Origin of the sequence: Hyella patelloides LEGE 07179 (assembly GCF_900659865.1) — a bacterium.
GTDB lineage: Bacteria > Cyanobacteriota > Cyanobacteriia > Cyanobacteriales > Xenococcaceae > Hyella > Hyella patelloides.
The window spans coordinates 1-1,269 of record NZ_LR214432.1; the positions used below are offsets into that span (position 1 = coordinate 1).

A 1,269-nucleotide genomic window follows, 5' to 3' on the forward strand; every position below is an offset into this window, starting at 1 on the left:
TCGTAGAAGAAAGCGATCTCGCCGTTGGCGAGGCGCGTTGCGATCGCTTAGAGCAAGAAATTGTCGAGATGTTACAAGATATTCTAGGAATCGAGGAAATCAGTATTCAAGATAACTTTATCGATTTAGGGGGAAACTCCTTACTAGCAGCGCGTTTAGTTACAGAAATAGAACAAAAATATGCGCAAAAAATTGCCATTTCCCGAATTTTCCAAGCACCAACCCCTAAAGAATTAGCAGTTCTGATTCGTCAAGAAGAAAAAGCTTCTTATCCTCCAAGTTTTGTCCCGATTAAAAACGGTAATTCTCAACCAGTCTTGTTTGGTATTCATAATTTGGGTTATGGGTTGGAATTATATCTTCCTTTAGCTAAATGTTTAGACTCGGATATTAGTCTGTATGGATTGTCATCATCTTTTAGTAACGAACCAAATAAACCCCACTCTAGAGACATTGCTAATTTGGCATCATACTATGCTCGCGATCTGCAAAAAATTCAACCTCAAGGCCCATACTACCTATTGGGTGTATCTTTTGGTGGTGTAATTGCTTATGAAATAGCTCAAATACTGGTAGCCCAAGGACATGAAGTTAAGTTTTTGGGTTTAGTGGATACCCACTGTCCTCAACAAAACTCAGTTTATAAACCTCTCTCTTTAAAAGAGCGGATATCTTCTCACATTCGCAAACTTCGTCTCAAAGGAGTGAACTATCTCTCAAACAGAATTCAACGGCGTATCGAAGTAACTATGGATCTTATTCGCTATAACTTATACAAAAATGATTGGTTACGAGAAAATTTTGCTGACAAAACAAGTCGCAATTTTGCTCAGATCGAACATATGCAGCAAGCAAAAGAACATCAAGAAGCCAATAAAAACTATGTTATACAACCATATCCAGGTAAAGTTTATCTGTTTCGCGCTGCTGACGATATATTCTATAAATTAGATTGGCAGAAGTTAGCAGAATCAGGATTAATTATTTATGATGTGCCTGGAGAGCATTTGGAAATACTCCAAGAACCTAATGTTCAAACATTGGCTGAAAAAATACATTTAGCACTGGGCTTTTGTCAGGTTAATTAGACGTGAGTTCGATGACAACACAATCGGTTGATTTTGGGTTAGGGAACGCCTGAACAAGGAACAGCCTATTATTTTGTTCTTATGAATCAACAATGCAACTTAGAATAATGAACCTATCCCACTAATATGATTTTGGTAATCCACATATGAATAGTTGCCAAAGTCAAAAAACCATCAAAAA

The 1,269-nt window shown here is 37.2% G+C and carries 1 protein-coding gene; it reads left to right on the forward strand.

Translation table 11 applies throughout. The features are described 5' to 3' along the window. Positions 1–1,088 (forward strand): thioesterase domain-containing protein (locus tag H1P_RS35515; protein ID WP_144876502.1); only part of this gene is annotated, 1,088 nt, incomplete at its 5' end. Positions 1,089–1,269 lie beyond the last annotated feature (181 nt).